General features: G+C 71.0%; 23 protein-coding genes and 1 pseudogene. 18 read left to right on the top strand and 6 right to left on the bottom strand.

Annotated features, from left to right (window positions below):
* Nucleotides 1-23 precede the first annotated feature (23 nt).
* Genes glyS through Talka_RS02595 form a run of 7 tightly spaced genes read left to right on the top strand, consistent with a single transcriptional unit; the run spans nt 24 to nt 7,346 of the window.
* A complete protein-coding gene (glyS, locus tag Talka_RS02625; RefSeq protein ID WP_143889562.1) occupies nt 24-2,153 on the top strand; it encodes a glycine--tRNA ligase subunit beta in 2,130 nt (709 codons plus the stop codon).
* A 16-nt stretch (nt 2,154-2,169) separates the two neighbouring features.
* Nucleotides 2,170-2,763 (top strand): D-glycero-beta-D-manno-heptose 1,7-bisphosphate 7-phosphatase, encoded by a 594-nt coding sequence (gene gmhB / locus Talka_RS02620; protein ID WP_143889561.1) that lies wholly within the window; start codon nt 2,170-2,172, stop codon nt 2,761-2,763.
* Nucleotides 2,760-3,536 carry a lysophospholipid acyltransferase family protein gene (locus Talka_RS02615; RefSeq protein WP_143889560.1) on the top strand — a complete coding sequence of 259 codons (777 nt, stop codon included), beginning with the start codon at nt 2,760-2,762 and terminating at the stop codon, nt 3,534-3,536. Before gmhB ends, Talka_RS02615 begins: the two co-directional genes overlap by 4 nt.
* Complete coding sequence (locus tag Talka_RS02610) at nt 3,508-4,110, top strand: M48 family metallopeptidase (protein ID WP_143889559.1); 603 nt, start codon at nt 3,508-3,510, stop codon at nt 4,108-4,110. Before Talka_RS02615 ends, Talka_RS02610 begins: the two co-directional genes overlap by 29 nt.
* Before the next feature lie 20 nt (nt 4,111-4,130).
* On the top strand, nt 4,131-5,348 hold the full coding sequence (locus Talka_RS02605) for an efflux RND transporter periplasmic adaptor subunit (RefSeq protein WP_143889558.1): 1,218 nt from the start codon (nt 4,131-4,133) through the stop codon (nt 5,346-5,348).
* Nucleotides 5,349-5,406: 58 nt separating this feature from the next.
* Nucleotides 5,407-6,624, top strand: coding sequence for an ABC transporter permease (locus Talka_RS02600; protein ID WP_246100537.1), 1,218 nt, complete (start codon nt 5,407-5,409; stop codon nt 6,622-6,624).
* Complete coding sequence (locus tag Talka_RS02595) at nt 6,621-7,346, top strand: ABC transporter ATP-binding protein (RefSeq protein ID WP_143889556.1); 726 nt, start codon at nt 6,621-6,623, stop codon at nt 7,344-7,346. The genes Talka_RS02600 and Talka_RS02595 overlap by 4 nt, the downstream gene beginning before the upstream one ends.
* A 28-nt stretch (nt 7,347-7,374) precedes the next feature.
* Here the strand turns inward: Talka_RS02595 and Talka_RS02590 are convergent, their stop codons facing one another.
* On the bottom strand, nt 7,375-8,346 hold the full coding sequence (locus Talka_RS02590; RefSeq protein WP_143889555.1) for a prenyltransferase: 972 nt from the start codon (nt 8,344-8,346) through the stop codon (nt 7,375-7,377).
* Between the two features lie 117 nt (nt 8,347-8,463).
* On the opposite strand from Talka_RS02590, the gene Talka_RS02585 reads away from it, so the two are divergent.
* The 4 genes from Talka_RS02585 to Talka_RS02570 all read left to right on the top strand — a co-directional run bounded on the left by Talka_RS02585 (nt 8,464) and on the right by Talka_RS02570 (nt 13,338).
* Nucleotides 8,464-8,871, top strand: a complete 408-nt coding sequence (locus Talka_RS02585) for a MerR family transcriptional regulator (RefSeq protein WP_143889554.1) — start codon at nt 8,464-8,466, stop codon at nt 8,869-8,871.
* A 40-nt stretch (nt 8,872-8,911) separates the two neighbouring features.
* Nucleotides 8,912-10,093 carry an isovaleryl-CoA dehydrogenase gene (locus Talka_RS02580; protein ID WP_143889553.1) on the top strand — a complete coding sequence of 394 codons (1,182 nt, stop codon included), beginning with the start codon at nt 8,912-8,914 and terminating at the stop codon, nt 10,091-10,093.
* A 123-nt stretch (nt 10,094-10,216) separates the two neighbouring features.
* Nucleotides 10,217-12,151, top strand: coding sequence for a bifunctional isocitrate dehydrogenase kinase/phosphatase (gene aceK / locus Talka_RS02575; protein ID WP_143889552.1), 1,935 nt, complete (start codon nt 10,217-10,219; stop codon nt 12,149-12,151).
* Entirely contained in the window at nt 12,148-13,338 is a 1,191-nt protein-coding gene (locus Talka_RS02570) for an acetyl-CoA C-acyltransferase (RefSeq protein WP_143889551.1), read from the top strand. Before aceK ends, Talka_RS02570 begins: the two co-directional genes overlap by 4 nt.
* Nucleotides 13,339-13,364: 26 nt before the next feature.
* Here Talka_RS02570 and Talka_RS02565 read toward each other — a convergent pair.
* Together Talka_RS02565 and Talka_RS02560 are read right to left on the bottom strand one after the other, a co-directional pair.
* Nucleotides 13,365-13,721, bottom strand: a pseudogene (locus tag Talka_RS02565) (Uma2 family endonuclease); the annotation flags it as partial.
* A 12-nt stretch (nt 13,722-13,733) separates the two neighbouring features.
* Complete coding sequence (locus Talka_RS02560; RefSeq protein WP_143889549.1) at nt 13,734-13,922, bottom strand: PDDEXK family nuclease; 189 nt, start codon at nt 13,920-13,922, stop codon at nt 13,734-13,736.
* A gap of 139 nt (nt 13,923-14,061) precedes the next feature.
* Between Talka_RS02560 and Talka_RS02555 the strand changes: the two genes are divergently transcribed.
* Genes Talka_RS02555 through Talka_RS02540 form a run of 4 tightly spaced genes read left to right on the top strand, consistent with a single transcriptional unit; the run spans nt 14,062 to nt 19,592 of the window.
* Entirely contained in the window at nt 14,062-15,189 is a 1,128-nt protein-coding gene (locus tag Talka_RS02555; RefSeq protein WP_143889548.1) for an acyl-CoA dehydrogenase family protein, read from the top strand.
* Nucleotides 15,190-15,235: 46 nt separating this feature from the next.
* Complete coding sequence (trkA, locus tag Talka_RS02550) at nt 15,236-16,627, top strand: Trk system potassium transporter TrkA (protein ID WP_143889547.1); 1,392 nt, start codon at nt 15,236-15,238, stop codon at nt 16,625-16,627.
* A 20-nt stretch (nt 16,628-16,647) separates the two neighbouring features.
* Nucleotides 16,648-18,120 carry a TrkH family potassium uptake protein gene (locus Talka_RS02545; RefSeq protein WP_143889546.1) on the top strand — a complete coding sequence of 491 codons (1,473 nt, stop codon included), beginning with the start codon at nt 16,648-16,650 and terminating at the stop codon, nt 18,118-18,120.
* 11 nt (nt 18,121-18,131) lie between these two features.
* Nucleotides 18,132-19,592 (top strand): TrkH family potassium uptake protein, encoded by a 1,461-nt coding sequence (locus Talka_RS02540; RefSeq protein WP_143889545.1) that lies wholly within the window; start codon nt 18,132-18,134, stop codon nt 19,590-19,592.
* Between the two features lie 36 nt (nt 19,593-19,628).
* On the opposite strand, the gene Talka_RS02535 is transcribed toward Talka_RS02540, so the two are convergent.
* The 3 genes from Talka_RS02535 to Talka_RS02525 form a co-directional block, all read right to left on the bottom strand.
* Nucleotides 19,629-20,003 carry a carboxymuconolactone decarboxylase family protein gene (locus tag Talka_RS02535; protein ID WP_143889544.1) on the bottom strand — a complete coding sequence of 125 codons (375 nt, stop codon included), beginning with the start codon at nt 20,001-20,003 and terminating at the stop codon, nt 19,629-19,631.
* Nucleotides 20,004-20,099: 96 nt separating this feature from the next.
* Nucleotides 20,100-20,576 (bottom strand): rhodanese-like domain-containing protein, encoded by a 477-nt coding sequence (locus Talka_RS02530; RefSeq protein ID WP_143889543.1) that lies wholly within the window; start codon nt 20,574-20,576, stop codon nt 20,100-20,102.
* Nucleotides 20,577-20,597: 21 nt separating this feature from the next.
* Complete coding sequence (locus Talka_RS02525) at nt 20,598-21,692, bottom strand: AraC family transcriptional regulator (protein WP_143889542.1); 1,095 nt, start codon at nt 21,690-21,692, stop codon at nt 20,598-20,600.
* A gap of 79 nt (nt 21,693-21,771) precedes the next feature.
* On the opposite strand from Talka_RS02525, the gene Talka_RS02520 reads away from it, so the two are divergent.
* From Talka_RS02520 to Talka_RS02510, 3 genes are all read left to right on the top strand, one after another.
* Nucleotides 21,772-23,379: a carboxyl transferase domain-containing protein gene (locus Talka_RS02520; RefSeq protein WP_143889541.1), complete on the top strand. Its 1,608-nt coding sequence runs from the start codon at nt 21,772-21,774 to the stop codon at nt 23,377-23,379.
* An 11-nt stretch (nt 23,380-23,390) separates the two neighbouring features.
* On the top strand, nt 23,391-24,176 hold the full coding sequence (locus Talka_RS02515; RefSeq protein WP_143889540.1) for an enoyl-CoA hydratase/isomerase family protein: 786 nt from the start codon (nt 23,391-23,393) through the stop codon (nt 24,174-24,176).
* A gap of 67 nt (nt 24,177-24,243) precedes the next feature.
* Nucleotides 24,244-26,283 (top strand): acetyl/propionyl/methylcrotonyl-CoA carboxylase subunit alpha, encoded by a 2,040-nt coding sequence (locus tag Talka_RS02510; RefSeq protein ID WP_143889539.1) that lies wholly within the window; start codon nt 24,244-24,246, stop codon nt 26,281-26,283.
* Nucleotide 26,284 lies beyond the last annotated feature (1 nt).

Here is a 26,284-nt window from a genome sequence, read left to right as displayed (position 1 = left end):
ACGGGGCGAGCTGGAATCACGAGATGACTGCACACGAACGATCGCCGCTGCTGGTGGAGCTCTGCGTCGAGGAGCTGCCGCCGAAGGCGCTGAAGACTCTGGGTGAGGCGTTTGCGACCACGCTGGCCGAGCAGCTGCGCGCGCAGGGGCTGGTGGAGGCCGACGCCGCCGTCACGCCGTACGCGAGCCCGCGGCGGCTGGCGGTGCACATCGCGGGCGTGCGGGCCAAGGCGCCGGACCAGCCGGTGCGCACCAAGCTGATGCCAGTCGGCGTCGGCCTGGACGCCGACGGCCGGCCGACGCCGGCGCTGCTGAAGAAGCTTGCGGCGCTGGGCGTGGCCACCGACGATCCGGCGGCGCTGGTGGCGCGGCTGGTGCGCCAGCCCGACGGCAAGGCCGAGGCGCTGTTCTGGGACAGCGTGGCGCCGGGCGCGACGCTGGCCGACGGCCTGCAGAAGGCGCTGGAGGAGACGCTGCGGCGGCTGCCGATCCCGAAGGTGATGACCTACCAGCTGGCCGACGGCTGGAGCAACGTGCACTTCGTGCGCCCGGCGCACGCGCTGGTGGCGCTGCACGGCGCAGAGGTGGTGCCGGTGCAGGCGCTGGGCCTGCGGGCCGGGCGCCACACGCACGGCCACCGCTTCGAGGCCGCGCGCGACCCGATCGAGCTGCCGCACGCCGACGCCTACGCCGAGGCGCTGGCGCGCGACGGCGCAGTGATCGCGAGTTTCGAGGCGCGCCGCGCCGAGATCCGCCGCCAGCTCGAGGAGGCCGCCGCGCGCGTTGGCGGCGGCTGCCGTCCGATCGACGACGAGGCGCTGCTGGACGAGGTGACGGCGCTGGTGGAGCGCCCCAACGTGTTGGTGTGCCAATTCGATCCGGCGTTCCTGGAAGTGCCGCAGGAGTGCCTGATCCTGACGATGAAGGCCAACCAAAAATACTTTCCACTGCTGGACGCCGACGGGCGGCTGACGCACCGCTTCCTGGTGGTCAGCAACGTCACGCCGGCGGATCCCAGCGCGGTGGTGGCCGGCAACGAGCGCGTCGTGCGCCCGCGCCTGGCGGACGCCAAGTTCTTCTATGACCAGGACCGCAAGCGCCCGCTGGCGTCGCGCGTCGAAGGGTTGGCGAAGGTGGTGTATCACCGCGAGCTCGGCACGCAGGGCGAGCGCGTCGAGCGCGTGGGGGCGATCGCGCGCGCGATCGCGCAGCGCCTGGGCGGGGGGGAGCTGCTGCGCCTGGCGGATCGCGCCGCGCGGCTGGCCAAGGCCGACCTGCTGACCGACATGGTCGGCGAGTTCCCCGAGCTGCAGGGCACGATGGGGCGCTACTACGCGCTGCACGACGGCGAGGACGCCCGCGTGGCCGAGGCGATCGAGGACCACTACCGGCCGCGCTTTGCAGGCGATGCGCTGCCGCGCGGGGAGGTTGGGTTGGTGCTGGCGCTGGCCGACAAGCTGGAGACGCTGGCCGGCCTGTTCGGCATCGGCCAGCTGCCCAGCGGCGACAAGGATCCCTACGCGCTGCGTCGCCATGCGCTGGGCGTGGTGCGCATGCTGATTGAGCGCGACCTGCCGCTGGCGCTGCCGGACCTGCTCGACGACGCCGTGGCGGCGTTCGGCGAGCGCCTGCGCGACCCGCGCGCGGCGCTGGCCGACTTCATCTACGACCGTCTGGCGGTGCTGCTGCGCGAGCAGGGCTACACCGCCCACGAGGTGGAGGCGGTGCTGGCGCTGCGCCCCCCGCAGCTGGCGCAGGTGCCCCGGCGGCTGCAGGCGGTGCGAGCGTTCGCCGCGCTGCCGGAGGCGCCGGCGCTGGCGGCGGCCAACAAGCGCGTCGGCAACATCCTGCGAAAGGCCACGCAGGCGGTGGCGCCGCAGGTGGAGCCGGCGCGGCTGGTGGAGCCGGCCGAGCGCGCGCTGCACGAGGCGCTGCTTCAGGTGCAGCCGCAGGCCGACGCCGCCTTCGAGGCCGGCGACTACACCGAAAGCCTGCGCCGCTTGGCCTCGCTCAAGGGGCCGGTGGATGCCTTCTTCGACGGCGTGATGGTCAACGCCGACGACCCGGTGTTGCGCGCCAACCGGCTGGGTCTGCTCGCGCTGCTGCAGCGCGCGATGAACCGCGTGGCCGATCTGGCGCGGCTGGCGGCCTGACCTGGGGCGCTTGCCCATGCCTGCGCGTGCTCCTCGGCTGCTGGTCATCGACCGCGACGGCACCTTGAGCCGCGATCCGGAGGACTTCGTGCGCGGCCCGGACGACTGGGAGCCGCTGCCGGGCGCGGTGGAGGCGCTGGCGCGCCTGCACGAGGCCGGCTGGCGCATCGTGGTGGCCTCCAACCAGGCGGGGCTGGGTCGCGGCTGGTTCGACACGGCCACGCTCAACGCGGTGCACGCGCGCATGCACCGCGTGCTGGCGCAGGCCGGCGCGCGCGTGGAAGCGGTGTTCTTCTGCCCGCATGCGCCGGACGAGGGCTGCGACTGCCGCAAGCCGGCGCCGGGGCTGTTCCTGCAGATCGCGCAGCGCTTTGGCGTGGCGCCGCAGCAGCTGGTGGCGGCGGGCGATTCGATGCGCGACGTGCAGGCGGCGCTGGCTGCCGGCTGCGACACCCACCTGGTGCTGACTGGGCAGCTGGCGGCGTGGCGCGGCGTCGGTCGCCCGCCGGAGTTGCCGGCCAACGTGGCCTGCCACGACGACCTGGCGGCGCTGGCCGACGCGCTGCTGGCGCGCGGCGCCCCGGCCGGCGATGCAGGAGCGGCCGCATGAACGCGCTGCGCTCCTGGGCGCATCTGCTGTTCATGGCGGTCACGGTGATGCCGTGGGCGCTGGCGGCGCTGGGGCTGTCGTTGCTGTGGCCGCCGCGGCGCTTGTATCGCTTCTGCGTGGCTTGGGCGGGGTTGCAAGTTTGGGCCGCGCGCTGGATGCTGGGCATCCGCAACGAGGTGATCGGCTGGGAGAACCTGCCGACCGATCCGCACGCGCCGGCCATCCTGCTGGCCAAGCACCAGTCAACGTGGGAGACGTTCGCGCTGCCGGTGCTGATGCCGCGGCCGCTGGCGTTCGTGTTCAAGCGCGAGCTGCTCTACATCCCGTTCTTCGGCTGGGCGCTAGGGCGGCTTGAAATGATCCACATCGACCGCGCCAAGCGCACGCAGGCGTTCCAGCGGGTGGTCGAGCAGGGTCGGGCGCTGCTGGCGCGCGGGGTGTGGGTCATCATGTTTCCGGAAGGCACGCGCGTGCCGCGCGGCGCCAAGGGGCAGTACAAGACCGGCGGCGCGCGGCTGGCCGTGGCCACCGGCGTGCCGGTGATCCCGATCGCCATCACCTCCGGTCGGTGCTGGCCGCGGCGGGCCCTCGTCAAGCGGCCCGGCACCGTGGTGTTCTCGATCGGGCGGCCGATCCCCAGCGCCGGCCGCGATCCGGACGAGCTAATGCGCGAGGTCGAGACCTGGATCGAGGGCGAGATGCGCCGCCTCGACCCCGAGGCCTACCGCGGCCAGGAGCACGCCGATGACCGCCAGCCTGCCTCCGCCGGCTGACGCTGGCGCGCCGTGGCGCCACCCGCAGGTCAACCGCACCGCGCGACTGGCCGGCCGGGAGGTGGCCTACCGCCTGGAGCGCAGCGCGCGGCGCACGCCCGGGTTGCAGATTGGCCCAGACGGCCTGCGCGTGCGCGCGCCTCAGCGCGCCCCGGCGGCGTGGGTGGAAGAATGCCTGCAGCGGCGGGCCGACTGGATCGTCGCCCACTTGCAGCGGCAGGCTGAACGCCCGGCCCCGGGGTGGCCGCCGCTGACCCCGGCGCTGCGCGCGCAGGCGCGGGCCGATCTGGCCGCGCGCGTGGCGCACTGGGCGCCGCGGCTGGGCGTGCAGCCGCAGCGGCTGCGCCTGTCGTCGGCGCGCACGCGCTGGGGCAGCGCCAGCGGCCGCGGCGCCGTCAGCCTGAACTGGCGCCTGGTCTGCCTGCCCGAGGCGTTGCGCGACGACGTCGTCGTGCACGAACTGGCCCATTTGCGCGAACCGCACCATGGCGCGGCATTTTGGGCGTTGGTGGCGCAGGCGCTCCCCGACTACGCGCAGCGCCATCGGGCGGAGCGCCAGTGGCCGCTGGCCTGACATGTTACGCTTGGCGGACGATGCAACGGCGCGCAAAGCAATGGATCGCCGGCTTGGGTGTGGCGGTCGCGGTGCTCGTGGCGGTTGGCTGGTGGGCTGGCCGCCCAGCCTCAGTGCGCGCGGTGGCGGTGCAGCGCGGCCCCATCGTGCAGACGGTGGTGGTCAGCGGCCAGGTGCAGGCGCCGACCCAGTGGGACGTTGGCAGCGAAGTGACGGCCACCGTGCGTTCGGTGGCGGTGCGCGAAGGCCAGACCGTGCGCGCCGGCCAGCTGCTGGTGCAGCTGGACGATGAGGAAGCCCGCGCCGCCGTGCAGCAGGCCGAGGCGGCGCTGCAGGAGGCCCGGCTGCGTCGGCGCGAACAATTCGCCGTGACCGCGCCGGTGAGCGAAGCCACCCTGCAGCAGGCCGAAGCCAATCTGCGCACCGCCGAGCGTGAGGCTGAGCGCGTCCGCGCTCTGGTCGCGCAAGGCTTCTTTTCCGCGCAGCGCGCCGACGAAGCCGAGCGTGCTTGGGCCCAGGCCCGAAGCGCCTGGCAGGCCGCGCGTGCGCAGGCGCAAGCCAACCGCGCCGGTGAGGTCGCCGCGGCGCTGCTGGAGTCGCGTTTGCGCCAGGCTGAAGCGGCGCTGGCGTTGGCGCAGGCGCGGCTGGCGCGCACCCGGGTGGTCAGCCCGGTCGATGGCGTGGTGCTGGCGCGGCACGTGGAGCCAGGCAGCTTGGCGCAGCCGGGCCGACCGCTGCTGACGTTGGCCGCGCAAGCGCCGCTACGCGTGGAAGCTGCCGTGGACGAGCGTCACGTGCGGCTGCTGGCTCCGGGCTTGCCCGCGCGGGTGGCGGCCGATGCCGATCCCACGCAGCCCCTGGACGCGGTGGTCGATTGGGTGGCCCCGGCCGCCGATGCCCAACGGGGCACGGTGCTGGTTCGGCTCAAGCTGGGCAACCCGCCGGCCTGGCTGCGTCCGGCCATGACGGTGTCGGTTGAAATTGTCGGCGCGCGGCGCGACGACGCCCGGGTGGCGCCAGCCGAAGCGGTGCGCGACATCGACAGCCCGCAACCCTGGGTGCTGAAAGTGCAAGATGGACGCGCGGTGCGTCAGCCGGTTCAGGTGGGCTTGCGCGGCATCGGTCAGGTGGAGCTCACCGAAGGCGTCGAGGCCGGCATGCTGTTGATCCCGCAGACTGAAAAAGCGCTGCCGGGCGAGCGCGTGCGGGTGCGTCAGGTTGTCGCCGCCGGGCGTTAAAGGGATGGCGATGCGAGGCAGTGCAGCGCGCGCGGCCCTAAGCCCCTGGGCCCGTTGGTTGCCATTCGAGTTGCTGGTGGCGCTGCGCTTTTTGCGCGAGGGCCGCATGCAGACCGCGCTGATTTTGGCCGGCGTCACTGGGGGGGTGGCCGTCATCATCTTTTTGACGCAGCTGATCCAACAGTTGCAAGCCTCGATCATCGATCGCGTGCTGGGCACACAGCCGCATATCGTCGTGCGCGCACCCTCCCCGCAAACCCGGCGCGCCGCGCCCCCGGATGCCCCAGCGGTGGCCGCGCGCGTGCAGCCGCGGGAGCAGGCCCTGCGAGCGGTGGACGCCTGGGAGCGGATTGCGGCGCTGGTGGCCCGCCACGACAACGTGTTGGCCGTCTCGCCGGTGGTCAGTGGCCCGGCGCTGGCGCTGCGCGGTCAGGCCAGCCGCAGCGTAACGCTGATCGGCGTGGTGCCCGAGGCGTACCGGCGCGTGGTGCGGCTGGATGACAAGCTGGTGCAGGGGCGTTGGGCGATCAGCGCCGCCGAGGCGATGATCGGCGCCGAGTTGGCTGCCGACTTGGGCGTGACGGTGGGCGATCGCGTGCGGCTGACCTCGGCGCAAGGGCGCAGCGAAACCGTGACGGTGGCCGGGGTGCTGGATGTTGGCAACCGCGACCTCAACCGGCGCTGGGTGTTGGTGCCGCTGCGGCTGGGGCAAACGCTGTTGGGTGTGCCGGGCGGCGTCACGCAGCTGGAGCTGACGGTGCGCGATTTGTTTCGCGCCGAAGCCGTGGCCGCCGAGTTGCGCGCGCAGACCGGCCTGACGGTGGAGAGCTGGATGCAAACCAATGCGGCGCTGCTGACCGCGCTGTCGAATCAGGCGATGTCCAACAACCTGATCCGCAGTTTCGTCGTGCTGATCGTGGCCTTGGGGATCGCCAGCGTCTTGGTGGTCAGCGTGGTGCAAAAACAGCGCGAAATCGGCATTTTGCGGGCCGTGGGCGTGGGGCGCGGGCAGGTGATGGCGGTGTTTTTGCTGCAAGGGGCTTTGGTGGGGTTGAGCGGCTCGCTGCTGGGAACCAGCCTGGCGTATGGGCTGCTGGCGGTGTTTTCGCGCGTGTTTCAAAACCCCAACGGGCCCGGCGCGCTGTTTCAGGCCGAGCTCGATCCCCAGCTGGCGCTGCAAGCTGCACTGGTGGCGTGTGCGGTGGGGTTGCTGGCGGCATGGTTGCCGGCGCGGCGCGCCGCGCGCATGGATCCGGTGCAGGCGATCCGCGCATGAGGCCCGCCGACGAAACCGCCGCCCCGGTGCTGGCGCTGCGCGGCGTTCGCCAGCGCTACCACGTCGGCACGCCAGTGGAAACCGAGGTGCTGCATGGCATCGACCTCGAATTGCAACCCCATGAGTTCGTTGCGCTGACAGGGCCGTCCGGCTCCGGCAAAAGCACGCTGCTGAACGTCATGGGCCTGCTGGAGCGTCCTACGGAGGGCCAGCTGTGGATCGACGGGTTCGATACCGCCTCACTGAGTGAAGCGCAGCTGACCGCGTTGCGCGGGCGCACGATCGGGTTTGTGTTTCAGTATCACCACTTGCTGCCAGCTTTCACCGCGCTGGAAAACGTGCTGTTGCCCGTGCTGGCTGCGCATGGCGCGTTGACGCCAGCCGACGAAGCGCGCGCCCGCGCGCTGCTGCAGCGCGTCGGCTTAGGCGAGGCGCTGGCCAAGCGGCCTGGCGAGCTGTCCGGCGGCATGCAGCAGCGCGTGGCCTTGGCGCGGGCGTTGATCTTGCAGCCGCGCCTGATCCTGGCGGATGAGCCCACCGGCAACCTCGACACCGCCAGCGCCGATGCGGTGTTTGCGCTGCTGCGCGCGTTCAACCGCGATATGGGCAGCGCCTGCCTGATCGTCACGCACGACCCGCGTCTGGCGGCGCGCTGCGACCGCATCGTTGAGCTGGTCGATGGCCGCATCGTCGCCGACCGCCGCGTGGCCGCCCCTGGCTGATGTGGCGCGGCGCAGCCCCAGCCGACCTTCAGCGCTGCAGCGCCACTGCGACGAAGGCCGCCGCCAGCGCCAGCGCGTGCACCAGGGCGGCTGCGATCGTCAACCCGATGGCCGGCCGCAGCGCCGTCACCGGCTCGCTGCGCGCCACGAAGCGCCACAGCCGTGCCGCCGCCGCCAGCGACAGCGGCGCGGAGGCCAGCCCCCACCACGCCGTGGAGGGCGGGATCTGCGCCCGCCATGCCACCAGCAGCGCGCCGTGCGCCAGCAGCGCCAGCGCCGTATAGGCCGCCGCCACGCCGGTCGGCCCCAGCCGCACCGCCAGCGTGCGCTTGGCCACGCGGGCGTCAAACGGCGCATCCGGCACGCCGTTGATCAGCAGAATGTTGGCCACCAGCAGCGCAAACGGCACGGCGCTCACCGCCGGCACCAGGTGCCACTGGCCGCGCTGCGTGGCGTCGGCGCCGACCACGATCAGCCACCACGCCGCCGCCACGGTCAGCTCCCCCAGTCCGCGCGCCATCAGCCGCAGCGGCGGCGCGGAGTAAGCCCATCCAAGCAGCAGCCCGGCCAGCCCGATGACGATCAGCACCCCGCCGGCCTGCAGCGCCAGCCATAGCCCGCCGAGCGCCACCAGCGCCGCCAGCGTCAGCGCCAGCCGGCGCGCGTCGGCGGCGCTGGCCTGCCCCTGCTGGATGACGCGCGAGCCGCCGGTGAACGGCGCCAGCGGCGCGGGGTTGAGCGCATCGGCGCCGCTGACGGCATCGTGGTGGTCGTTCCAGGCGTTGGCTGCGGCGTGCGCCAGCAGCGCCAGCACCAGCGCCACCGCCGCGCGCGGCGCATCGAAGCCGCAGCCGCAGGCCGCCGCCATCGCGCTGCCGAGCAGCACGCCGGCCACGGTCACCCACAGGAAGCCCGGGCGCGCCAAGCGCCATGCCGTCGTCAGCGACAGCGCAGCAGGTTGGCAAGGCGAGCCGGGCTGGGGGCTCGGAGGCGGGTTCATCATCCCGCACTATAGTCTCTTGCGGCAGCCCGCTTATCATGCCACGGACAGAAAGGACCGCGACGTTGACGTCCCACGATGCGCGGGGCTCGTGGGGCTGCGGCATTTGAGCAGGCCATGGGCAAGACCACCACCTACACCATCGGCGACTTGGCGCGCGAGTTCGACCTGACCACGCGCGCCATCCGTTTCTACGAAGACATGGGGCTCTTGCAGCCTCGTCGTCAGGGCCGCCAGCGCGTCTATTCGGCGCGCGACCGCACGCGCTTGAAGCTGGTGCTGCGCGCCAAACGGCTGGGCCTGAGCCTGACCGAGGCCAAAGAACTGATTGAAATGTATGACAGCCCGCGCGACACCGGCCCGCAGCTGCGCAAATTTTTGGAGGTGTTGGCGCAGCACCGCCGTCGCATCGAGGCGCAAATGGCCGACCTGCAGGCCACCTTGGACGAGATCAAAGCGCACGAGAAGGAAGCGCGCGCCCTGCTGGCGCGGTTGGATGCGGCGGAGCCGGAAAAGGCGGCATAATTGACGTTGACGTAAACGTCAATCTAGGCCGGAGACTGCCATGACCCACCTGCCCGGACTCGACTTCCAACTTGGGGACGACATCGATGCCCTGCGCGACGCGGTGCGCGCCTTTGCCGCGGAGCAGATCGCGCCGCGCGCGGCCGAGATCGACCGCACCGACCAGTTCCCGATGGACCTGTGGCCGAAGATGGGCGAGTTGGGGGTGCTGGGCATCACGGTGGAGGAGGACTACGGTGGCGCCGGCATGGGTTATCTCGCGCACATGGTGGCGATGGAGGAGATCAGCCGCGCCAGCGCTTCGGTGGGGCTGTCGTATGGCGCGCACTCCAACCTGTGCGTCAACCAGATCCGCCGCAACGGCACCGAGGCGCAAAAGCGCAAGTATCTGCCCAAGTTGATCGCCGGCGAATGGATCGGCGCGCTGGCCATGAGCGAGCCCGGCGCCGGCTCTGACGTCGTCAGCATGACGCTGCGCGCCGAGGACAAGGGCGGCTACTACCTGCTCAACGGCACCAAGATGTGGATCACCAACGGCCCCGACGCGGATGTGCTCGTGGTCTATGCCAAGACCGAGCCGGAGCTGGGGCCGCGCGGCATCACGGCCTTTTTGGTCGAAAAGGGCATGAAGGGCTTTTCGGTGGCGCAGAAGCTCGACAAGCTCGGCATGCGCGGCAGCCACACCGGCGAGCTGGTGTTCCAGGACGTCGAGGTGCCGGCGGACAACATCCTCGGCGGCCTCAACAACGGCGTCAAGGTGCTGATGAGCGGGCTGGACTACGAGCGCGCGGTGCTCGCCGCGGGGCCGGTGGGCATCATGCAGGCGGTGATGGACCACGTTATCCCCTACATCCACCAGCGCAAGCAGTTCGGCCAGAGCATCGGCGAGTTCCAGCTCATTCAGGCCAAAGTGGCCGACATGTACACCACGCTGCAGGCGGCGCGCTCGTTCCTCTACACCGTCGGCAAGAACCTGGATCGCCTTGGCGCCGCGCACGTGCGCCAGGTGCGCAAGGACTGCGCCAGCGTCATCCTGTGGTGCGCCGAGCAGGCCACCAAGATGGCCGGCGACGGCATCCAGATCTTCGGCGGCAACGGCTACATCAACGAGTATCCGCTCGGACGTCTTTGGCGCGACGCCAAGCTGTATGAAATCGGCGCCGGCACCAGCGAAATCCGGCGCATGCTGATCGGGCGCGAGCTGTTTGCGGAGACGGCCTGATGCATCCGGGGCCGCCGACCTTCCCGGAGTTGGCGCGCGGCCCTGCAGCGGCTATGCTGCGGCCTGCACGCCGGCGCGGCCTGGGGCGCACGCGCCGGCTCCAGCCTTCGGAGTCCACGCCGCATGCTGCTGCAACGCATTGATTCCTCGGTGGCCTACGGCATCGCGCGCGCGATGATCGACGGCTTCAACCGCCACTACCGGCTGTTTCGCGCCGAGTCGGCGCGCGCCAAGCACCGCTTCGAGACCGCCGACTGGGCCGGCCAGCAGCGCGCGCAACGCGAGCGCATCGAGTTCTACGACCTGCGCGTCAAGGAGTGCGTCACGCGGCTGGAGCGCGAATTTCAAGCGTCGCAGCAGCCGATGGAGGTCTGGCAGCAGGCCAAGCTGCTCTACATCGGCATGCTGGTGGACCATCGCCAGCCGGAGCTCGCGGAGACCTTCTTCAACTCGGTCACGACCAAAATCCTGCACCGCAGCTACTTCCAAAACGATTTCATCTTCGTGCGTCCGGCCATCAGCACCGAATACATCGAGCCGGAAGATCCCAAGTCGCACACCACCTACCGCTGTTATTACCCGCAGACGCTGGCGGAGTTGCCCGATACGCTGCGGCGGTTGGTGGAGGATTTTGGCTTGCGCGTGCCGTTTGAAAATCTGGCGCGCGACGTGGCCGACGTGCACGATGCGCTGTTGCCGCTGTTTGACCACCGCCGGCTGCGCGCCAACTTTCAGATCCAGGTGCTCGACAGCCTTTTTTACCGCAACAAGGGCGCGTATGCGGTCGGCAAGCTCATCAACGGCTTTCAAGAAGTGCCGTTTGCCTTGCCGATTTTGCACAACGACCGCGGTCAGCTCGTCATCGACGCCTTGCTGCACGGCGAAGACGACCTGCTGATGCTGTTTTCGTTTGCGCGCGCCTATTTCATGGTGGATATGGAGGTGCCCAGCGCCTACGTGCAATTTTTGCGCAGCTTGATGCCGCGCAAGCCGCGCGCCGAGCTCTACAACGCGCTGGGCCTGGCCAAGCAAGGCAAGACGCTCTTCTACCGCGATTTTCTCTACCACATGCGGCACAGCACCGACCAGTTCCGCATCGCGCCCGGCATCAAGGGCATGGTGATGCTGGTGTTTGACTTGCCAAGCTTTCCGTTTGTGTTCAAGGTCATCAAGGATCGCTTTCCGCCGCAGAAAGACATCACGCCGGAACAGGTGCGCGCCAAATATCAGCTGGTCAAACAGCACGATCGCGCCGGGCGCATGGCCGATACGCTGGAGTTTTCCGGGGTGGGCTTTCCGCGCGAGCGCTTTACAGACGAGCTGATCGAGGAGCTGTTGCGCGAGGCGCCCAGCCAGGTGGAAATCGGCGACCGCAACGGCGACGGTCGGGCCGAAGTGGTGCTCAAGCACGTTTACATCGAGCGGCGCATGATCCCGCTCAACATCTACCTGCAGGAGTGCTTCGATGCGCTAAAGGCCAACCCCGATGACGTGCGCGCGCGCCAGCAGCTGGAGCACGCCGTCATCGAATACGGCAACGCGATCAAGGACCTGGTGGCGGCCAACATCTTTCCGGGCGACATGCTGTGGAAGAACTTCGGCATCACGCGCCACGGCAAGGTGGTGTTCTACGACTACGACGAAATCGAATACATCACCGATTGCAACTTCCGCCGCGTGCCGCCGCCGCGCGACGAGGACGACGAGATGAGCGGCGAGGTCTGGTATTCGGTGGGCCCGCACGACGTGTTTCCGGAGACCTTCGGGCCGTTTTTGCTCTCCAACCCGCTGGTGCGCGAGGTGTTCATGCGCCACCATGCCGACCTGCTCGACGTCGAGTTCTGGCAGGCGCACCAGCAGCGCCTGCGCGCCGGCCACATCCATGACATCTTCCCCTACGAGCAGGCGCGGCGCTTTTCCACGCGGCGCGCCGTGGCGTTGAGCCCATCAGCCGAATCGGCTGCCGCCAACCCAGCGCCGGTGCCGCCTGCGCTGGACGGCGCGGCGCTGGTGGCCGCTTCATCCACCTTTTCCTCTGCAGAAGGAGTCACCGCATGAGCACTGCCACCGATCCCGTGGTCATCGTCGGCGCCGCGCGCACGCCGATGGGTTCGTTTCAGGGCGACTTCGCCAGCTTGGCCGCGCACGACCTGGGCGCCGCCGCGATCCGCGCTGCGGTGCAGCGCGCCGGCATCCAGCCGGAGCAAGTCGATGAAGTGCTGATGGGCAACTGCCTGATGGCCGGCCAGGGCCAGGCGCCGGCGCGCCAGGCGGCGCTCAAAGCTGGGCTGCCCAAGAGCGCCGGTGCCGTCACGCTGTCGAAGATGTGCGGCTCTGGCATGAAGGCCGCGATGCTGGCGCACGACATGCTGCTGGCCGGAAGTGCCCAGGTGATGGTGGCCGGCGGCATGGAAAGCATGACCAACGCGCCGTACTTGCTGCTCAAGGGCCGCGGCGGCTACCGCATGGGGCACGACCGCGTCTTCGACCACATGATGCTCGACGGCCTGGAGGATGCTTACGAGCCTGGCCGCAGCATGGGCACGTTTGGCGAAGACTGCGCCGCGAAGTATCGGTTCACGCGCGAGCAGCAGGATGCGTTTGCCACCGAAAGCGTCCGGCGCGCCCAGCGCGCCGTGGCCGACGGCAGCTTCGCCGCCGAAATCACGCCGGTGACGGTGCAGGACAGGAGCGGCGAGCGCGTGGTGGCCAACGACGAAGGGCCGGGCAAGATCAAGCTTGAGAAAATCCCGCAACTCAAGCCCGCGTTCAGGAAGGACGGCACCATCACCGCGGCCTCCAGCTCCTCGATCAACGACGGGGCGGCGGCGCTGGTGCTGATGCGCGCCTCCACCGCCGAGCGGCTGGGCTGCACGCCGCTGGCGCGCATCGTCGGCCACGCCACCCACGCGCAGGAGCCGAACTGGTTCACCACCGCGCCGGTGGGCGCCACGCGCAAGCTGCTGGCCAAGGTTGGCTGGCAGGTCGCCGACGTGCAGCTGTGGGAGGTCAACGAGGCCTTTGCGGTGGTGCCGATGGCGCTGATGACGGAGCTCGGCATCCCGCACGACCTCGTCAACGTCAACGGCGGCGCCTGCGCGCTGGGCCACCCGATCGGCGCCAGCGGCGCGCGCATCATGGTCACGCTGATGCACGCGATGAAGGCGCGGGGCCTCAAGCGCGGCGTGGCCACACTGTGCATCGGCGGCGGCGAGGGCACCGCGATCGCGCTGGAGATGCTCTGATGCGCGCGGCGGCGCGGCGCCGAGGCTCAGCCCAGCAGGGCCGACAGCGGGCCGCGCCAGCCGACGCTCGTCAGTTCCGCCTCGGCCTGCACCCCCTCGACGACATGGCGCTCGAAGCGCCCCTCGGCGTTGCGGCGAAACACCTCCAGCCGCAGGCGCGCGGGGTCGAGCAGCGCATACTCGCGCACGCTGGGCAGTCGCTGCAGGCTAAGGAACTTCTCCCCGCGGTCGTAGGCTGCCGTCGAGGGCGACAGCACCTCCAGCACCAGGACGGGGGCGCGCAACGCTGTGGCGTCCGGGTCGTCCAGGTCCTGCGGATCGCAGGTGACGACCACGTCAGGATAAAACCAGTGCTGCGCCGCCTCCACCGCCACCCGCACGTGGCTGACGAAGACCTAGCAAGGGGTATCCTGCAGGTTTCGCTGCAGCGTCATCGCGGCGGCCAGCGTGGCGCGGTTGTGGCGCAGCGAACCGCCTGTCATCGCATACACCTCGCCGCGCCAGAAATCGTGATGCAGCGGCTGCGCGCTTTCCCAGCGCAGGTATTCGTTGAGGCTCAAGCGGGCGGGTTCAGCTTGGCCCATGGGGGCTCCAGTCAAGTTAGGGGTACATAGCGACTGATCGTAGTGGATCGACGCCGGCGGCGCCAGCGGGGCGTGCCGGGCCGAGCCGGACGCGCGGCGCGATACCGCCCGGAACCCATCGAGACGAGGAAGACGAACGATGCTGCTGAACGACGACCAGCGCATGATCCGCGAGGCGGTGCGGGCGTTCGCGCGCGAGCGGCTGTGGCCACACGCGGCGCAATGGGATCGCGACCACACCTTTCCGCACGAGGCGCACCGCGGGCTGGCGCAGCTCGGCTGCTACGGCGTGTGCGTGCCGCCGGAGTACGGCGGCGCCGGGCTGGATTACCTTAGCCTGGCCTTGGTGCTGGAGGAAATCGCCGCCGGGGATGGCGGCACCAGCACCGCCATCAGCGTCAACAACTGCCCGGTGTGCGCGATCCTGCTGCACTACGGCAGCGAGGCGCAGAAGCGCCGCTGGCTCACGCCGCTGGCGCGCGGCGAGATGCTGGGGGCGTTTTGCCTGACCGAGCCGCACGCGGGTTCGGACGCCGCGGCGCTGCGCACCACCGCACGGCGCGACGGCGACGGCTACGTGCTCGACGGCGTCAAGCAGTTCATCACCAGCGGCAAGAATGGGCAGGTGGCCATCGTCATTGCCGTTACCGACAAGGGCGCCGGCAAGCGGGGCATGAGCGCGTTTCTGGTGCCCACCGACACGCCCGGCTATATCGTCGAGCGGCTGGAGGACAAGGTCGGCCAGCACTCCAGCGACACCGCGCAGATCCGCTTCGACGGCTGCCGCATCCCGGCGGACAACCGCATCGGCGAGGAAGGCGAGGGCTACAGGATCGCCCTGTCGGCGCTGGAGGGCGGGCGCATCGGCATTGCGGCTCAGAGCATCGGCATGGCGCGCAGCGCGCTGGAGGTGGCGATCGACTACGCCAAACAGCGCGAGAGCTTCGGCCAGCCGATCTTCGAGCACCAGGCGGTGGGCTTTCGCCTGGCCGAGGCGGCGGCGCGGCTGGAGGCGGCGCGGCAGCTCACCTGGCACGCCGCCGCGCTGCGCGACGCCGGCCAGCCGTGCCTGAAGGAGGCGGCGATGGCCAAGCTGATCGCCAGCGAAACGGCCGAGTGGGTGTGCTCGGTGGCGATCCAGACGCTGGGCGGTTACGGCTACGTGCGCGACTTTCCGGTCGAGCGCATCTGGCGCGACGTGCGCGTCTGCCAGATCTACGAGGGCACCAGCGACGTGCAAAAGATCCTGATCCAGCGCGCGCTGTGACGGTGTCATGCGCAGCCCAACAGGCGCGCCGTATGATTAGCGCGCCATGAACATCATCATCTTCGGCGCCGGGCGCGTGGGAGAGAGCGTGGCCGAGAGCCTGGTGTCCGAGCAGAACGACATCACGGTCATCGACCAGGATCCGGCGCGGGTGCGGGCGCTGGAGGAGCGGCTCGACCTGCGCGGTGTGGTCGGCAACGGCATCCAGCCCTCCGTGCTGGCCGAGGCCGGGGCCAAGGACGCCGATATGCTGATCGCCTGCGCGGCGCTGGATGAGTCCAACCTGGTGGTCTGCAAGGTCGCGCACGACCTGTTTCAGGTGCCCACCACCATCGCGCGCTTGCGCTCGCCGGAGTTCGAGGAGGGCAGCGACCTGCTCGGCAAAAGCGGCTTTGCGGTGGATCACGTCATCTGCCCGGAAGAGTCGGTGATGCGCTACATCCATCAGCTCATCGACTACCCGGAGGCGCTGCAGGTGCTGGAGTTTGCCGACGGGCGCGTGTGCTTGATCGCGGTGCGCGCCACCGCCGGCAGCGCGCTGGTGGGGCACACCATCGGTGAGTTTCGCCGCATCGTGCCGGACGTGGAAATGCGCGTGGTGGCGCTGTATCGGCTCGACGCCGAGATGGACCCCGGGCCGGCCACGCGCATTCTGCCGGGGGATGAGGTGTTCATTCTGGCCGCCAACGACCAGATCCGGCCGGTGCTGGCGGCGCTGCACGCGCGCGACAAGCCAGTGCAGCGCGTCATGATCGCCGGCGGCGGCAAGGTCGGCCTGCGGCTGGCGCGCTCGCTGGTGGGGCAGTGCCAGGTCAAGATCCTCGAGGCCAGCGCCAAGCGCTGCGAGTACCTGGCCAGCCAGCTGCCCTCCAGCACGCTGGTGCTGCACGGCGACTGCACCGACGAGGCGTTGCTGGAAGAGGAAAACGTCGCCGAGATGGACCTGTTCCTCGCGCTGACCAGCGACGACGAGGACAACATCATGGCGGCGATGCTGGCCAAGCGGCTCGGCGCGCGGCGCGTGCTGGCGCTGATCAACCGCCGCGCCTACGCCGAGATGATGCAGGGCAGCACGATCGACATCGCGGTGTCGCCGGCGCAGACGGTGATCGGCGAGCTGCTGGCGCACGTGCGCCGCGGCGACGTGGTGGCGGTGCACAGCCTGCGCCGCGGCGCGGCGGAGGCGCTGGAGGGCGTGGCGCGCGGCGACGTCAAGAGCTCGCGCCTGGTGGGGCGGCGCGTCGAAGAGGTGAAGCTGCCGCCGGGGGCGCGCATCGGCGCCATCGTGCGCGGCGAAGGGCCCAGCGCCGAGGTGCTGATGCCGCACCACGACACGCTGATCCAGGCCGACGACCACATCGTCATCTTCATCCCGAACAAGCGCCTGGTGCGCGAGGTCGAGAAGCTGTTTCAGGTCGGCGCCACCTTCTTCGGCTGATCCGCGCCGCCGCCGTCGCCATGCCGTTCGTCCGCATCGCGCCCATCCTTGGCGTCGTCGTCGTGGTGTTCGCGCTGACGATGCTGGCGCCGCTGGCGGTGGCGCTGGCGCTGCACGACGGCACCGCGGCGCTGTGGGTGACGCCGATGGTCGGCGCGCTGCTGGCGGGGCTGGTGGTGTGGCTGATCGGCTGGCGCGTGGTAGGCGCGCAGCCCGATCTACAGCCGCGCGACGGCATGCTGCTGGTGGTGCTGGCGTGGACGGCGCTGCCGGCGATCGCCACTGCGCCGCTGCTGATGTTCTTCCGCCAGCACGGCGGCAGCCTGACCTTCACGCAGGCTTATTTCGAGACCGTCTCGGCCATGACCACCACCGGCGCCACCGTGCTGACCGGGCTGGATGCGCTGCCGGCCTCGATCAACCTGTGGCGTGCGTTGCTGCAGTGGCTCGGCGGCATGGGCATTCTGGTGCTGGCGGTGGCGATCCTGCCGATGCTGGGTGTGGGCGGGCAGCTGCTGCGCGCCGAGGCCACCGGCCCGATGAAGGACACGCGGCTGACGCCGCGCATCGAGGAGACCGCCAAGGGCCTCTGGAGCGTGTATGCGGCAATCTCGCTGGCCTGCCTGCTGGCCTACCGCTGGGGCGGCATGTCGTGGCTGGACGCCTGGATCCACATGTTCACGACGATGAGCCTGGGCGGCATGTCGTCGCACGATGCGAGCTTCGCGCACTTCAACTCGCCGCGTCTGGAGTGGATCGCCACCTTCTTCATGCTGGTGGCCAGCGGCAGCTTCGCGCTGTATTTCGCCGCGCTGGCCAAGCGCAGCCCGATGCGCATCTGGCGCGACGCCGAATGGCGCGGCACCTGGCTGCTGATGCTCGGCTCCAGCCTCTTCATCGCCTGGCTGCTGGTGCAGCGCGGCGTGGTGACGGACGGCGCCGAGGCGCTGCGGCTGGCGGCGTTCAACGTCGTCTCGGTGGCCTCCACCACCGGCTACGCCAGCACCGATTACCTGCAGTGGCCGGTGTTCGCGCCGATCTGGATGCTGCTGCTGTCCGGGGTGGCCACCAGCGCCGGCTCCACCGGCGCCGGCATCAAGATGGTGCGGCTGCTGATCCTGCTCAAGCTCGCGCGGCGTGAGCTGACGCGCATCATCCATCCGCGCGTGGTCAACCCGGTCACGCTGGGCGGCCGCCCGGTCGGCGCGGAGGTCGTCAACGCCGTGCAGGCCTTCATGCTGGTCTACGGCGGCACCATCGCCGTGCTGACGATGGCGCTGCTGCTGACCGACATGCCGTTTGAGACCGCCTGGTCGGCGGTGGTGGCCTGCGTCAACAACCTGGGGCCGGGGCTGGGCGAAGTCGGGCCGGCGGGCAACTTCGCGGGGCTGACGGCGCCGCAGCTGTGGCTGTGCACGCTGGCGATGCTGATGGGGCGGCTGGAGATGCTGGCGCTGCTGGTGCTGTTCACGCCGGGCTACTGGCGCAAGTGAGGGAAGCAGGCATGGGTATGCTCGGGCCGACGCTGTACGTCTTCTCCCATGTGCTGATGGCGTTTGCGCTGGCGTTTGCGGTGCCGATGGGCTGGGCCTGGTTCCACGACGACATGACGCACGAGTTGCAATGGGCGCAGGCAGCCGGGCTGACCTTGGTCAGCGGCGCTTTGCTGTGGCTGCTGACGCGGCGCCAGCGGCGGGAACTGGCCACGCGCGACGGCTTCGTGCTGGTCAACCTGGTGTGGCTGGTGCTGCCGGCCTACGCGGCGCTGCCGCTGAAGTGGATGGTGCCCGGCATCACCTGGCACCACGCCTACTTCGAGGCGATGAGCGCGCTGACCGCCACCGGCGCCACCGCGCTGTCGGGGCTGGAGCGGCTGCCGGTGTCGGTCAACGTCTGGCGCTGCTTTTTGCAGTATGTCGGCGGTCTGGGGGTGATGCTGCTGGTGGTGGCGGTGCTGCCGATGCTGGGGCTGGGCGGCATGCAGCTTTACAAGGCCGAGACGCCCGGCCCGATGAAGGACCAGAAGCTCACGCCGCGCATCGCCGAGACCGCACGCGGGCTCTGGACGGTGTACTTCGCGTTTTCGGTGGCGTGCTTCCTGTCGTACCGCTGGGCCGGCATGGGCTGGGCGGATGCCTTCATGCACATGTGCACGACGATGGGGCTGGCGGGGTTTTCGTCCTATGACGCCAGCCTCGGGGCGTTTCAGTCGCCGGCGGTGGAGTGGGTGGCGGTGGTGTTCATGGCGCTGGCCGGCATCAGCTTCCTGCGCTACTTCATGGTGCTGCGCGGGCTGACGCTCAAGCCCCTGTGGGCCGACCGCGAGATCCGCACCTACGCCGCCGTGCTGCTGGCCGCGATCGCCTGGGTGGCCGGGATGCTGGCGGTGGAGGGGGTGTATGCCGATTTTCCGACCGCGCTGCGCATGGCGGCGTTTCATGTGGTGTCGCTGGCCACCACCACGGGCTACGCCACCACCGACTATCTGCAGTGGCCGCCGTTCATCCCGGTGTTTCTGTTGTTTCTCGGCATGTTCGTCTCGTGCGCCGGCTCCACCGGCGGCGGCATCAAGATGGTGCGCATGGTGCTGCTGATCAAGCAGGCGCGCCGTGAACTCGTGCGCATCCTGCACCCGCACGTGGTCAATCCCGTCACCCTGGGCGGCCAGGCCGTGCCGGCGGCGGTGATGAACGGGGTGCTTGGCTTCATGCTGATCTACGGCGCGGCCACGGTGGGGCTGGCGTTCCTGCTGCTGCTGTCGGGGCTGGACGTGGTGACGGCATTCTCGGCGGTGATCGCCACCGTCAACAACATCGGCCCGGGGCTGGGCGAGGTCGGGCCCGCCGGCAACTACGGCGGGCTGACGCCGTTCCAACTGTGGGTGCTGAGCTTTGCGATGCTGCTCGGCCGGCTGGAGCTGCTCAGCGTGCTGGTGCTGTTCACGCGCGCGTTCTGGCGCCGTTGAGTGGCCCGATGTGCCGCTCGAGCTGAGCCCGGAGCATCAAGCCGTGGCCGGGGCGGCGCAGACCTGCTCGGCGGTCATCGCGTCCCAGCACTTGAGCGCCTCGGCGGCGTACATCAGCGCCGGGCCGCCGCCCATGTAGGTGCAGATCGTCAGCAGCTCCTCCAGCTCCTGGCGCGTGCCGCCGAGCTTGATCAGCGCGCGCACGTGGTAGCCGATGCAGGCCGAGCAGCGCTGCGTGATGCCGATGGCCAGCGCGATCAGCTCCTTGTGTTTGGCGCTGATGGCGCCGTCGGCCATCGAGGCCTGTGCCAGCTGCGAGAAGCCGCGCATCGCCTCGGGCTGGGCCTTGCGCAGCTGGTTGAGCTGGGCGCTGATGTCGCAGATCAGGTCGTTGTGGTCGACGATAGGCATGGTGGGCTCCTGCGTGCGGATGACGAAGTCGGCAGGATACCCATGCGGGTATCGTGCGGGGTTGACCGGGATCAAGGACGCGCGCCGGGCCGGCGCTCAGTGCCGCGGCGCGGCGGCCGGGCGCGGCGTGTCGGCCACGCCGGGGCGGCCGGCGGCCTTCCAGCCCTCCAGCCCGCCCTGCAGCACGCGCACGTTGTCCCAGCCGGCCAGGCGCAGGGCGAACGCCGCCTGCGCCGACAGCGAGCCGGTGTTGCAGTACAGCAGCACCGGGCGGTCGCGCGGGATGCGCGCGCGCTCGGCGATCACGCGACGCCACTCGATGTGGATGGCGCCGGGGATGTGATCGCGGGCGTACTGGCCGGCGTCGCGCGCGTCGATAAAGACGTAGCGCGGCCAGTCCTCGCGCGTGAGCTGCTCCGGAAACATCACCCCGCCGCCGTAGTCGACGAAATCGAGGTAGGACTCCAGCGCCTCCACCACCGCAGGGGCGGGCTCGGCATGGGCGGCGGCCACGGCCAGCGTGGCGCCAAGCGCGGCCGCCAGGGCGCGCAGGGTCGGGCGGCGAGGGGGCATCGTTGACATCCCTCAAGCATATCAGCATGCACCGATATCGTCGCCGGCCGACCGGCGCGCGCGCTCGCGCCACGCCGCCGGGCTGCAGCCGGTCCAGGCACGGAAGGCGCGCTGGAAGCTCTTGTCGTTGGCGAAGCCGACCGCCGCGGCCACGCGCTTGACCGGCCAGGCGGTGCGCAGCAGGTGCTGTTCGGCCAGCTCCTGCCGCACCCGCTCGCGCAGCGCGTGCAGCGTGGTGCCGGCGGCGGCCAGCTGGCGTTGCAGCGTGCGCGGCGAGACGTGCAGCAGCGCGGCCAGCTGCGCTGTGTCGGCGCCGGGCTGGGCACGCAGCGCCAGTCGCGCGCGCTCCAGCAGCAGCCGGTCGTGCCGGTACGGCCGCACCATCAGGCGGATCGCCTGCGGCAGCATGGCGCGCAGCGCCGCCTCGTCGCGCCGCAGCGGCTCCTCCAGCACCGCCGCGGCCAGCCGCGCCTCGGTGCGCGCGGTCTGGTAGCGCAGCCGCGCGCCGGGGAACAGCAGCGCGTGCACGTCGGCGTGCGCCGGCGGCGCAAACGCCAGGTCCAGCTCCAGCAGCGGCAGCCGCGCGTCGATCCACCACGCCGACAGCCCCAGCGCGTTGCGCAGCAGCGAGACGTGCGCGAACTCGCGCAGGATGGCGCGTTCGGCAACGTCCGGCAGCGCCGCGCCGGGCGCCACGCGCTCGTGCAGCGTCAGCCGCGCCACGGCGCCGTCGCGCTGCAGCGTCAGCACCACCTCGTCGGTCAGCAGCGCGTGGTGGCGGCACCAGCGCGCCAGCGCCACGCCCAGCGTCGGCGCGGTCAGCGAAGCGCGCGCCAGCATGCCGTAGCTGCCCCACGGCAGCCGGCGGGTGAACCAGCCCAGCGCCTCGTCGTCCAGCTCGCGCATGGCGCGCAGCGCCAGGCGCTCGAACGGCAGGCTGGTCAACCGCGCCTGCGCGTCGCGCAGGTCGGCGCTGCCGAGACCCGCCTCGCGCAGCGCCGCCGTGGGATCGGCGCCCCGCAGCCGGTAGCCGAGGGCGATCGCGCGCACGAACGCCATCGGCGTGGCGGCCACCGGCGCGCGCCGGCGCGACGGGCGTTGCGGATCGGGCGACATGGTTGGCGCATTATGCAACCTCCGCACCGGGCCGCCCCTATGTCGCGTGCGCGGCCTTGACGCCACAATCCGGCGCACCATGAGCGTGCTGACTTCTCGACTCAACCCCCGTTCGGCGGACTTCCAGGCCAACGCCGCGGCGATGCGCGCGCTGGTGGACGACCTGCAGGCGCGCCTGGCGCAGGTGGCGCAGGGCGGCGGCGAGGCTGCGCGCGCCAGGCACGTGGCGCGCGGCAAGCTGCTGCCGCGCCAGCGCGTCGAGATGCTGCTCGACCCCGGCACGCCGTTTTTGGAGATCGCGCCGCTGGCGGCGTTGGACATGTATGACAACGAGGCGCCGTGCGCCGGGCTGATCGCCGGGATTGGCCGTGTGGCGGGGGTGGAGTGCGTCATCGTCTGCAACGACGCCACCGTCAAGGGCGGCACCTATTACCCGATGACGGTGAAGAAGCACCTGCGCGCGCAGGAGATCGCGCAGCAGAATCGCCTGCCGTGCATCTACCTGGTCGATTCGGGCGGCGCCAACCTGCCGAACCAGGACGAGGTGTTCCCGGACCGCGACCACTTCGGGCGCATCTTCTACAACCAGGCCCACATGAGCGCCCAGGGCATCGCGCAGATCGCGGTGGTGATGGGCTCGTGCACGGCGGGCGGGGCCTACGTGCCGGCAATGAGCGACGAGACCATCATCGTCAAGAACCAGGGCACGATCTTTTTGGGCGGCCCGCCGCTGGTGAAGGCTGCCACCGGCGAGGTCGTCAGCGCCGAGGATCTGGGCGGCGGCGACGTGCACACGCGCCTGTCGGGCGTGGCCGACCATCTGGCCGAAAACGACCTGCACGCGCTGGCGCTGGCGCGCGAGGCGGTGGCGCGGCTTAACCGCCGCAAGGACTGGCCGGTGGCGCGCCGCGCGCCGCGCGCGCCGCTCTACCCGGCCGAGGAGCTCTACGGCGTCATCCCGACCGATGCGCGCAAGCCGTTCGACGTGCGCGAGATCATCGCGCGCCTGGTGGATGGCTCGGAGTTCCACGAGTTCAAGGCGCGCTACGGCACGACGCTGGTCACCGGCTTTGCGCACATCGAAGGCATGCCGGTGGGCATCGTCGCCAACAACGGCATCCTGTTCGCCGAGAGCGCCGACAAGGGCGCGCACTTCATCGAGCTGTGCTGCCAGCGCAAGGTGCCGCTGGTGTTCCTGCAGAACATCACCGGCTTCATGGTCGGCCGCAAGTATGAGAACGCCGGCATCGCGCGCGCCGGCGCCAAGATGGTGACGGCGGTGGCGTGCGCGCAGGTGCCCAAGTTCACCGTCATCATCGGCGGCAGCTTCGGCGCCGGCAACTACGGCATGTGCGGCCGGGCCTATTCGCCACGCTTCCTGTGGATGTGGCCCAACGCCCGCATCAGCGTGATGGGCGGCGAGCAGGCGGCGTCGGTGCTGGCCACGATCCGCCGCGACGCCATCGAGGCCAAGGGCGGCAGCTGGAGCGCTGAGGAGGAGGAGGCGTTCAAGGCCCCGATCCGTGCGCAGTACGAGCGCCAGGGCCACCCCTACTACGCCACCGCGCGCCTGTGGGACGACGGGGTCATCGATCCGGCCGACACGCGCCGCGTGCTGGCGCTGGGGCTGTCGGCGGCGCTCAATGCCTCGATCCCGGACACGACGTTCGGCGTCTTCCGCATGTGAGGGAGGGGACGATGGCTGACCTGAACGTGACGGTTCACGGTGCGCGCGCCACGGTGACGCTGGCGCGTCCGCAGCTGCGCAACGCCTTCAACGACGAGCTGATCGCCGCGCTGACCGCGGCGTTCGCCGAACTGGGCGCGCGCGCCGACGTGCGCGTGATCGTGCTGGCCGCCGAGGGGCCGGCGTTCTGCGCCGGGGCAGACCTGAACTGGATGCGCCGCATGGCCGACTACGGCCGCGACGAGAACCTGGCCGACGCCGGGCGGCTGGCGGCGATGCTGCGCACGATCCATGCCTGCCCCAAGCCGACGATCGCGCGCGTGCACGGCGACGCCTACGCCGGCGGCGTGGGGCTGGTGGCGGCGTGCGACCTGGCGGTGGCGGCCGAGACGGCGGGCTTCTGCCTGAGCGAAGTCAAGCTCGGGCTGATCCCCGCCACCATCGGGCCCTATGTGGTGCGCGCGATGGGGGCGCGCGCGGCGCGGCGCTACATGCTGACCGCCGAGCGCTTCGACGCCGCCGAGGCGCGCCGCATCGGCCTGGTGCACGAGGTGGTGCCGGCCGGACAGCTGGACGAGCGCGTTGGCCAGCTCGCCGACCAGCTCGCGGCCAACGGGCCGCAGGCGCTGGCGGCGTGCAAGCGGCTGCTGGACGACGTGGCCGAGGCGGCGCTGGACGACGCGCTGGTGGCGCGCACCGTGCAGGCGATCGCCGACGTGCGCGCCAGCGCCGAGGGGCGCGAGGGCGTGCAGGCGTTTCTGAACAGGCGCCGGCCGGCCTGGCTGGCGACGACGTGAGACCGCGGCCGTCGCCGCGCCGCCCGTGGGGGGCGTGGCGGCCGGCATCGTCAAGGAAGGATGGCGGATGTTCGACAAGATCCTGATCGCCAACCGAGGCGAGATCGCCTGCCGCGTCGCGGCCACCGCGCGGCGGCTGGGCGTGCGCACCGTGGCGGTGTATTCCGAGGCCGATGCGCGCGCGCGCCACGTCGCCTCCTGCGACGAGGCGGTGCCGATCGGCGGCGCCGCGGCGCGCGACAGCTACCTGCGCTGGGAGCGCATCCTGGAGGCGGCGCGCGCCACCGGCGCTCAGGCGATCCACCCCGGCTACGGCTTCCTGAGCGAGAACGAGGCGTTCGCGCAGGCGTGCGCCGACGCCGGGCTGGTGTTCATCGGCCCGCCGCCGCAGGCCATCGCGGCCATGGGGCTCAAGGCCGAGGCCAAGCGCCTGATGGAGGCCGCCGGCGTGCCGCTGGTGCCGGGCTACCACGGCGCCGAGCAGGATCCGCGCGTGCTGCGCGCCGAGGCCGAGCGCATCGGCTGGCCGGTGCTGATCAAGGCCAGCGCCGGCGGCGGCGGCAAGGGCATGCGCCGCGTGGATGCGCCGGAACGGTTCGACGAGGCGCTGGCGGCCTGCCAGCGCGAGGCGCAGGCGGCGTTCGGCAATGCGGCGGTGCTGATCGAGCGCTACGTGCAGCGCCCGCGCCACGTCGAGATCCAGATCTTCGCCGACGCGCACGGCCACTGCGTGCACCTGTTCGAGCGCGACTGCTCGGTGCAGCGGCGCCACCAGAAGGTGCTGGAGGAAGCGCCGGCGCCGGGCTTGCCGCCGGAACTGCGCGAGCGCATGGGGCTGGCGGCGGTGGCCGCGGCGCGCGCGGTCGGCTACATCGGCGCCGGCACGGTGGAGTTCATCGTCGAGCAGCCGCTCGGCTACGACCACCCCGAGGCGCTGCGTTTCTACTTCATGGAGATGAACACCCGGCTGCAGGTGGAGCACCCGGTCACCGAGGCCATCACCGGGCTCGACCTCGTGGAGTGGCAGCTGCGCGTGGCCGCCGGCGAGCCGCTGCCGTGGTCGCAGCATGAACTGACCTGCCGCGGCCACGCGATCGAGGCGCGCATCTGCGCCGAGGACCCGTCCAAGGGCTTCCTGCCCGCCACCGGGCGGCTGCAAGTGCTGCGCGCGCCGGCGCACGTGGCGTTTCAGGTCGGCGACGTGCGGCTCGACGCCGGCGTCGGCGAGGGCGACGTCATCAGCCCGCACTACGACTCGATGATCGCCAAGCTGATCGTGCGCGGCGACACGCGCCAGCAGGCGCTCCAGCGCCTGGACGAGGCGCTGGCGCGGCTGCACGTCGTCGGCGTGGCCAACAACGTCGAGTTCCTGCGCCGCGTGGTGCGCAGCGCCTCGTTCGCGCAGGCGCGGCTGGACACGGCGCTGATCGAGCGCGAGGCCGCGGCGCTGTTCGAGCCCTCGGGGCTGCCGCGCGAGGCGGCGCTCGCGGCCGCGGTGGCGCACGTGCTGCACGGCTGGCAGGCGCAGGCCGATGCCGACCCGTGGAGCGCGCGCGACGGCTTCGCCAGCGCCCAGCCGCGGCAGCGTCCGCTGACCTTGCAGTGGAACGGGCAGACGGAGGCGGCATCGCTCGTGTGGCCGCGCGGCGGCGGGGTGCGGCTGCGCCTGGGCTCGGGCGCCGACGCGCCGGAGCACCCGCTCCTCTGGCGCGCCGACGACGGCAGCGACTGGGCGCTGCGCGTTCAATGGGGCGCGCTGGATCTGCGCGCCAGCGTGCACGCCGACGGCGAGCGGCTGCACGTCTTCACGCCCGAGGGCCGCGACGTCGTGACCTGGATCGACGCGCTGGCGCACGCGGCGGATGCCGCCGGGCCGCCGGGCGGCCAGTTGACCGCGCCGATGCCGGGCAAGGTGGTCGCCTTCCTCGTGCAGCCCGGGCAGCGCGTCACCCAGGGCCAGGCGCTGGCGGTGCTGGAGGCGATGAAGATGGAACACACCATCGCCGCCCCGCGCGACGGTGTGGTCGAGGAGCTGCTCTACGCCCCCGGCGACCAGGTGGCCGAAGGCGCCGAGCTGCTGCGGCTGGCGGCGGAGGTGGCATCATGAG

It is taken from the genome of Tepidimonas alkaliphilus, assembly GCF_007556595.1.
In the GTDB taxonomy this organism is placed as follows: Bacteria; Pseudomonadota; Gammaproteobacteria; order Burkholderiales; family Burkholderiaceae_C; genus Tepidimonas; species Tepidimonas alkaliphila.
Note: the sequence above shows the minus strand (reverse complement) of the source record. Positions and strands in the feature narration are given on the sequence as shown.